General features: G+C 40.8%; 1 protein-coding gene. It reads right to left on the reverse strand.

The features are described 5' to 3' along the window. A partial coding sequence (locus tag V6256_RS16005) for an aldehyde dehydrogenase family protein (protein ID WP_341599189.1) occupies positions 1 to 213 on the reverse strand: 213 nt, incomplete at both ends.

Genomic DNA, 213 nt, shown 5'->3' on the forward strand with positions numbered 1-213 from the left:
ACGGGAAGTTCCTAGGACTGATACAAACTAAGACGCCTTTCCCTTGACGGCTTACTTCCTGAATGATGTTATCAAAACTCACTTTAGCTTCACTAAATGATTGGTTATAAATCGCTTGTTGGCCGTAGTAACGACAATAATCAACTGCTTCTGGTACCTCATCAATACAGTCAAGATTAGTTTTACCCGCTTCGTGATGACATAACGCGATCA

This window comes from Psychromonas aquatilis, assembly GCF_038155185.1.
GTDB lineage: Bacteria > Pseudomonadota > Gammaproteobacteria > Enterobacterales > Psychromonadaceae > Psychromonas > Psychromonas aquatilis.